Origin of the sequence: Glycomyces salinus, assembly GCF_016428645.1 — a bacterium.
In the GTDB taxonomy this organism is placed as follows: Bacteria; Actinomycetota; Actinomycetes; order Mycobacteriales; family Micromonosporaceae; genus Glycomyces; species Glycomyces salinus.
This window is the reverse complement of the sequence record NZ_JAELXW010000068.1, coordinates 1-6,525: the sequence shown is the minus strand read 5'-3', so window position 1 is coordinate 6,525 and position 6,525 is coordinate 1. Positions and strand designations below refer to the sequence as shown.

Annotated in this window: 6 protein-coding genes; 5 read left to right on the top strand and 1 reads right to left on the bottom strand. The window is 70.9% G+C overall.

Features of this window, described 5'->3' with window-relative positions; genetic code table 11:
• On the bottom strand, positions 1-814 hold an 814-nt coding region (locus JFB92_RS17445; RefSeq protein WP_199041783.1), incomplete at its 3' end, for an ROK family transcriptional regulator.
• Between the two features lie 179 nt (positions 815-993).
• On the opposite strand from JFB92_RS17445, the gene JFB92_RS17440 reads away from it, so the two are divergent.
• The 5 genes from JFB92_RS17440 to JFB92_RS17420 are packed head-to-tail and all read left to right on the top strand — an operon-like array spanning position 994 to position 6,313.
• Positions 994-2,709 (top strand): ABC transporter substrate-binding protein, encoded by a 1,716-nt coding sequence (locus tag JFB92_RS17440; RefSeq protein ID WP_199041780.1) that lies wholly within the window; start codon positions 994-996, stop codon positions 2,707-2,709.
• Positions 2,710-2,711: 2 nt separating this feature from the next.
• On the top strand, positions 2,712-3,719 hold the full coding sequence (locus JFB92_RS17435) for an ABC transporter permease (protein WP_199041777.1): 1,008 nt from the start codon (positions 2,712-2,714) through the stop codon (positions 3,717-3,719).
• A complete protein-coding gene (locus tag JFB92_RS17430; RefSeq protein ID WP_199041774.1) occupies positions 3,716-4,558 on the top strand; it encodes an ABC transporter permease in 843 nt (280 codons plus the stop codon). Before JFB92_RS17435 ends, JFB92_RS17430 begins: the two co-directional genes overlap by 4 nt.
• Complete coding sequence (locus JFB92_RS17425) at positions 4,555-5,544, top strand: ABC transporter ATP-binding protein (protein WP_199041771.1); 990 nt, start codon at positions 4,555-4,557, stop codon at positions 5,542-5,544. Before JFB92_RS17430 ends, JFB92_RS17425 begins: the two co-directional genes overlap by 4 nt.
• Entirely contained in the window at positions 5,534-6,313 is a 780-nt protein-coding gene (locus tag JFB92_RS17420) for an ABC transporter ATP-binding protein (RefSeq protein WP_199041768.1), read from the top strand. The genes JFB92_RS17425 and JFB92_RS17420 overlap by 11 nt, the downstream gene beginning before the upstream one ends.
• The last annotated feature ends 212 nt before the right edge of the window (positions 6,314-6,525 follow it).

The following is a 6,525-nucleotide window of genomic DNA, read 5'->3' as shown; positions in this document are numbered from 1 at the left end:
CGCCGATCCAGTCCTGGAAGGTCGGGTCGTCGGGGCCGGACCGGTCGGCGAAGGCGGGCACGTAGCCCAGCTCTCCGGCGGCCCCGTGCTCGCCGACCAGCAGCCCCTGCCCCATGTCGATGCCGACGCCGATGCCCTCGCGGCCGAGCCAGAGCACCACCCGGCCGCCCTCGGCGGCGGGGGTGCGCCGCTCGGCCACGGTGGCGGCGTTGACGTCGTTGTGGATCTCGATCGAGGCGTCGATCCGGTCGGCCAGTGCGGCGCGCAGCCGGGTCTCGCCCAGGCCGGGGATGTCGGCGTAGCTGATGGTGCCGCTGTCGGGGTCGTGTGCCCCGGGCACGGCGATGTGGAGGGCCGCGACCCGGTCCAGTGCGATGCCGGCGCCGCCGATGGCGCGGGTGAGCGCCTCGAGCACGGCCTGGTCGGCGGTCACGGCGGTGAAGTCGACCTCCTCCGAGGCCGAGGCCCGCTGTCGTCCCTTGAGGTCGGTGACCGCGAGGCTGAGCTCGCCCGGTTCGCGAAGGGTCGCGGCGGCGGCGAAGGCGTAGTCGGCGTTGACCGCGTAGACCTCGGCCTTGGGGCCCACCTGCCTGGCGGTGGTGCGCCCGACGGTGACGGCCAGCCCCGACTCCAGGAGGCGGAGCATGACCTGGGAGGCGGTGGGCTTGGCCAGTCCGGTGAGTTTGCGCAGCTCCACCCGGGTGAGGGTCTCGTTCTCCAGCAGGTGGTAGAGCGCGGCGCGCTCGTTGATGGTGCGGAGCAGTTGCGAGGACCCTGAAGGGGCCCCGGCGGCCGGGCGGCCGGTGGTCTGCATGGGTCTGCCTCTTCCGTTTCGCCTGATGGCGGCCGCTGCGGGGCCGGTGGCCGCCGTGATCTTGACCGCGGAGCCTGCTGAGTATACTATCGGCACTTATAGTTAGTCATGCTATCTAACTATTAGAAGCGTAAGCCTCGGCGGCCCCTCCGCGTCGCCCCGACCAAAGGACTCCTCACATGGCCCACCCGACTCCCCGCCGCCGCACCGTCCTCCGCGGCACCGCCGCCCTCGGCGCCGGCGGCCTCCTGGCCGCCTGCACCGGCACCGGCGACGGCGGCGACCGCGCCGACACGCTCTACACCACCGGACTCCAGGACGGCGAACCCACCAACTTCAACCCCCTCGGCTGGACCGGCGCCTGGCCGGTCGGCAACTACACCGTCTACCTCTACGAGACCCTGTTCAACTTCAACCTGCTCACCGGCGAGGCCGAACCCCTGCTCGCCGAACGGATCGAATGGGCCGAGCACACCGCCGCCGTGACCCTCCACGAAGGCACCACCTGGCGCGACGGGAAGCCCCTCACCCCCGCCGACGTCACCGCCACCTTCGGCCTCGCCGACCGCAACTACGGCATCGCCTACGGCGACCTGTGGACCTATGTCGACTCCATCGACGCCGTCGACGACCGCACCGTCGCCTTCACCCTGAACCCCGACCTGCCGCAGCGGCTCCGCCTGATGGACCTGCTGTGCTTCACGTACATCCTGCCCGCACACGTCTGGTCCGAACTCGGCGACGACGAACTGCTCGACCACCCCAACCTCGAACCGCTCGGCTCCGGCCCCTACCGGCTCGAAGCCCACAGCCACCAGGACATCACCCTCGACCGCCACGACGACTACTGGGGCAACGAGATCCACGGCCGCCCGGCTCCGAAGCGGCTCGTCCACACCGTCTACGAGGGCAACGACGCGGCCAACCTGTCCTTCCAGAACGGCGAGACCGACATGTCCGCCCACTTCCTCCCCCGCGTCAACCAACTGTGGGAGGAGCGCGGCATGACCGTCAAGACCTGGGACGACCAGGCCCCCTACCACATGCCCGGCTCCATCCCCATGCTCTTCCTCAACTGCACCGCCGGGCCCCTGGCCGACCCGGCCGTCCGCCGCGCCCTCGCGCACGCCATCGACTACGCCAAGATCGCCGAGAGCGCCATGGCCGGCATGAGCGACCCGGCCCGCGCCAGCCTCATCCTCCCCGCCGGGGCCGAAGCCCAGTACTTCGACGCCGAGGCCGCCGAATCCGGCTGGACCTACGACCCCGGGACGACCGCGAGCATCCTCGAGGACGAGCTCGGCGCCACCCGCGGCGACGACGGCGTCTACGTCCTCGCCGACGGGACCCGGCTCGGACCGTTCACTGCCGCCACCCCGCAGGGCTGGACCGACTGGAACGCCGCCCTCGACATCGTCGCCACCACCGCCACCGACGCCGGGATCGAGATCGCCACCGAGTTCTCCGACTGGTCCGAAGTGAACGACAACCTCGCGAACGGCAACTTCGACATGGTGCTGTGGTACGTCTCCGACGTCGCCCCCTCCAGCCCCTGGTCGCGGATCCGCGATGTCCTCGACGACCGCGAAGTGCCCCCGGTCGGCGAGACGGCCTTCTGGAACTTCGGACGCTACCGGAACGAGGCCGTGCCCGGCCTGCTCGACGAGGCCGCCGCCGCCGACGACCAGAGCCGCAAGGCCGCCTACACCCAGCTCGACGACCTCCTGCGCTCGGAGGCCCCCGCCATCCCCCTGATGTACCGGCCCCTCGAGTTCTACCAGGTCAACGAGGCGAACTGGACCGGCTTCCCCACCGAGGACGACCCTTATTGCGCCCCCATGCAGGGCATGACCGGCGTCCAGATCCTCTCGCGCATCACCCCGGCCGACGCCTAGACATGGCCTTCCTGCGACACCTGCTGCGCAAGCTCGGCTGGTACGCGGCCGCCTTCGCAGCCGCGCTCGGGCTCAACTTCTTCCTGCCCCGAATGCTGCCGGGCAACCCGGTCGACACCCTCGTCGCCGCGTCGCTCGGCCGGGGCGCCTCCAGCGAATCCAAGCAGCGCGTCTACGAGACCTACATCCACGAGTTCGGGCTTGACCAGGGCCTGTGGGAGCAATTCGCCACCTATGTGGGCAACGTCATGCGCGGCGACTTCGGCACCTCCTTCAGCCGCTACCCCGCCGACGTCTCCACCATGGTCGCCGACACCCTGCCGTGGACGATCCTCCTCCAGGTCCCGGCGGTCGCCCTCGGCTGGATCATCGGGAACCTCATCGGCGCGGTCGCCGCCTACCGACGCGGCGGCTTCGACCGAGGCGTGTACCTGACCAGCCTCTTCCTGTCCGCCGCGCCCTATTACTGCCTGGCCGTGCTGCTGCTGTACGGGCTGGCGGTGGCGCTGCCGCTGTTCCCCACCGGCGGCGGCTGGTCGTTCGGGATGCGGCCGGAGTGGTCGGCCGCGTTCGCCGCCGACGCGCTCTCCCACTGGTTCCTGCCGTTCCTGTCGCTCCTGCTGGTCTTCATCGGAGGCCAGGCGATCGGCATGCGCTCGATGGCCGTCTACGAGATTGACGCCGACTACGTCGGCTTCGCCCGGAGCTTCGACCTGCCCGACCGCAAGATCGTCGCCTACATCTTCCGCAACGGGATGCTCCCGCAGATCACCGGCCTCGCGCTGGCGATCGGCACGCTCGTGGCCGGGGCGCTGCTGACCGAGATCGTCTTCTCCTACCCGGGCATCGGGACGCTGCTGTACGACGCCATCCTCAATAAGGACTACCCCGTCATCCAGGCGGTCACCCTCCTGGTCCTGATCGCGGTCCTGGCCGCCAACTTCTTTGTCGACGTCCTCTACGGGCTGATCGACCCGCGCATCCGAGCCGCCGAGAAAGGGGAGCGATGAACGCGCTCAGATCTCTGCCGGCCCGGACCTTCATCGCGGCAGCGGTCTTCGTTGCCATCGTCGCCACCGGGCTGATCGGACCGATCGCCGCATCGGCCGGCCCCGAGGAACTGCTCGGCACCGCCTTCACCGCACCGGGCGCGGACTTCCTGCTCGGCACCGACCACCTCGGGCGGTCGGTCGGCGTCCAGCTAGTCCACGGCGTTAGGACCTCCCTCTACATCGGCCTCCTGGCCGGCGGGATCGGTACGCTCATCGGCGTCGCCGTCGGCACCCTCGCCGGGTACCTCGGCCGCCTCGCCGACGAGGTGCTCATGGGGCTGACCAACATCATGATCACCATCCCCTCGATCATCGTGCTCCTGCTGCTGTCGATCAGCCTGGACACCCGCTCGGTCACCGTCCTCGGGCTGTGCATCGGCGCGGTCTCCTGGCCGTGGACCGCCCGCGCCGTCCGCGCCCAGATCGCCAGCCTGCGCGAACGCGAACACGTCGACATCGCCCGCCTCTCGGGCGAGCGCACCTGGCGCATCATCGGCGTCGAACTGCTGCCCTACATGCTCTCCTACATCGTGATGGCCTTCGTCATCCAGTTGTACGGGGCCATCCTGGCCGAGGCCGCCCTGAGCCTGCTCGGGCTCGGACCGACCGGCACCACCTCCCTCGGCGTGATGCTCCACTGGGCCATCGCCTGGGAGTCCATCCGCGGCGGCCAGTGGTGGGTCTTCGGCGCCCCCACCGTGCTCATCACCGCCATCACCTTCTCGCTGCTGCTGGTCCAGTCCAGCCTCGACTCGGTGTTCAACCCCCGGCTCCGCGGCCGGAAGGAGACCGCATGACGCTCGCGACCATCCGGGACCTGCGCGCCCACTACGCCACAGCCGAGCGCCGCTACCACGCCCTCGACGGAGCCGAACTCGCCGTCGAACCCGGCCGCATCCTCGGCATCGTCGGGGAGTCCGGCTGCGGCAAGTCCACACTGGCCTCCGTGCTGTCGCTCAACCCGAAACCGGCCCTGCGCGTCGACTCCGGAACCATGAGCATCGCCGGTACCGAGATCGACCTGGCCGACATCGAATCGCACCGCTCCCTGCGAGGAGGCACCGTCGCGCTGCTCCCGCAGGGCGCCCTCGGCGCGCTCAACCCGACCCGCCGCATCGGAGCGGCCGCCCACGACATACTCGCGGCCGGACCCGGCCGGATCAAGCGGTCGGCCTCCGCCGCGCGTACCGCCGCCCGCCTCGAAGAGCTCGACCTGCCACCACGGGTGCTGGACGCCTACCCCCACCAGTTGTCCGGCGGCATGCGGCAGCGCGTCGTCGCCGCCCTGGCGACCCTGCGCGACCCGCGTCTGCTGGTCGCCGACGAGCCGTCCTCGGCGCTCGACGTCTCCTCCCAGCGATTGCTGATGAACCTGCTGCGCCGCCTGGTCGACGAGGAACTGGTGGAGGGCATCGTGCTCATCACCCACGACGTGGCGCTGCTGTCCGAACTGGCCGACCGCATCGCGGTCATGTACGCGGGGCGCGTGGTCGAGCAGGCCCCGGCCCGGACCCTGGTGGAGCGGCCCCGGCATCCCTATTCGAAGGCCCTGTTCGCCTCGGTCCTGGTGCCCGAGCCCGGCACGCGCGAACGCCGCCTCGACGGCATCCCCGGCTCGCCGCCGGACCTGCGCGCCCGCGAGCCCGGCTGCGCCTTCGCGCCCCGCTGCGCCGAGGCGACCGAGCAGTGCCGCGCCCGCCGGCCCGCCCTGATCGAGACCGGCCCGGCCGCGGCCGCCTGCTGGCTGCGCGACCCCGCGAAGGAGCCCGCCGATGCCCGCTGAGGAACCCATGCTCCGCGCCCGGGGACTGACCAAGACCTTCGGCCGCGGCCGGCTCGAGGTGTGCGCGGTCGACGCGGTCGACCTGGCCATCGCTCCGGGTGAGGTGGTGGCGCTGGTCGGCCAGAGCGGATCGGGCAAGTCCACCCTCGGACGGTTGCTGCTTCGTCTGCTCGATCCCACCGCGGGCCGGATCGAGTTCGACGGCCGGGAGGTCACCGGCCTGCGGGGCGCCGGGCGCCGCCGCTACTGGCGGGCGGTCCAGGCGGTCTTCCAGGACCCGTTCGCCGCCTTCCACCAGTACCGGCGGGTCGGCGCGACCCTGGCCGCGGCCCGGCGGCTCCTCGCCCCCGCCGACCGCGACGTGGCCGACCCCGGGGCGGCCCTGGCCGCGGTGGGGCTGGATCCGGACCGGACCGCGGCCAAGCGCCCGCACGAGCTCTCCGGCGGCCAATTGCAGCGGGCCATGATCGCCCGGGCCCTGATGCTGCGGCCGCGGCTGCTGATCGCCGACGAGGCCACCTCGATGCTGGACGCGTCGGTGCGGGTCACGGTGCTCAACCTCCTGGCCGACCTCCGGCGGGATCGCGACCTGTCGGTGCTGTTCGTGACCCATGACCTGGGGCAGGCGTACTACCTGGCCGACCGGATCCTGGTGATGCACCGGGGCCGGATCGTCGAATCCGGCCCGGCCGAGCGGGTGGTGGCCGACCCGGAGCACGACTACACCCGGTCGCTTCTGGCCGACGTCCCGAAGCTCCACCACGGCTAGCCCGTCCTTCGACGAGAAGCGCGCCATTGATCTTGATGAATCTATTGACTTGGCGACCCGGGCTCCGTATGGTCATGAATAAATAGTCAAAGTTCCTAACTATTAAGGGAGGACCCCATGAGACCCATTCGACGATCGAGGCGGCTGCTGAGCCTGATCGCGGTGCTCGGCACGGCGATCGTGCTCGCGCCCCTGGGATACGGCATCGCCGT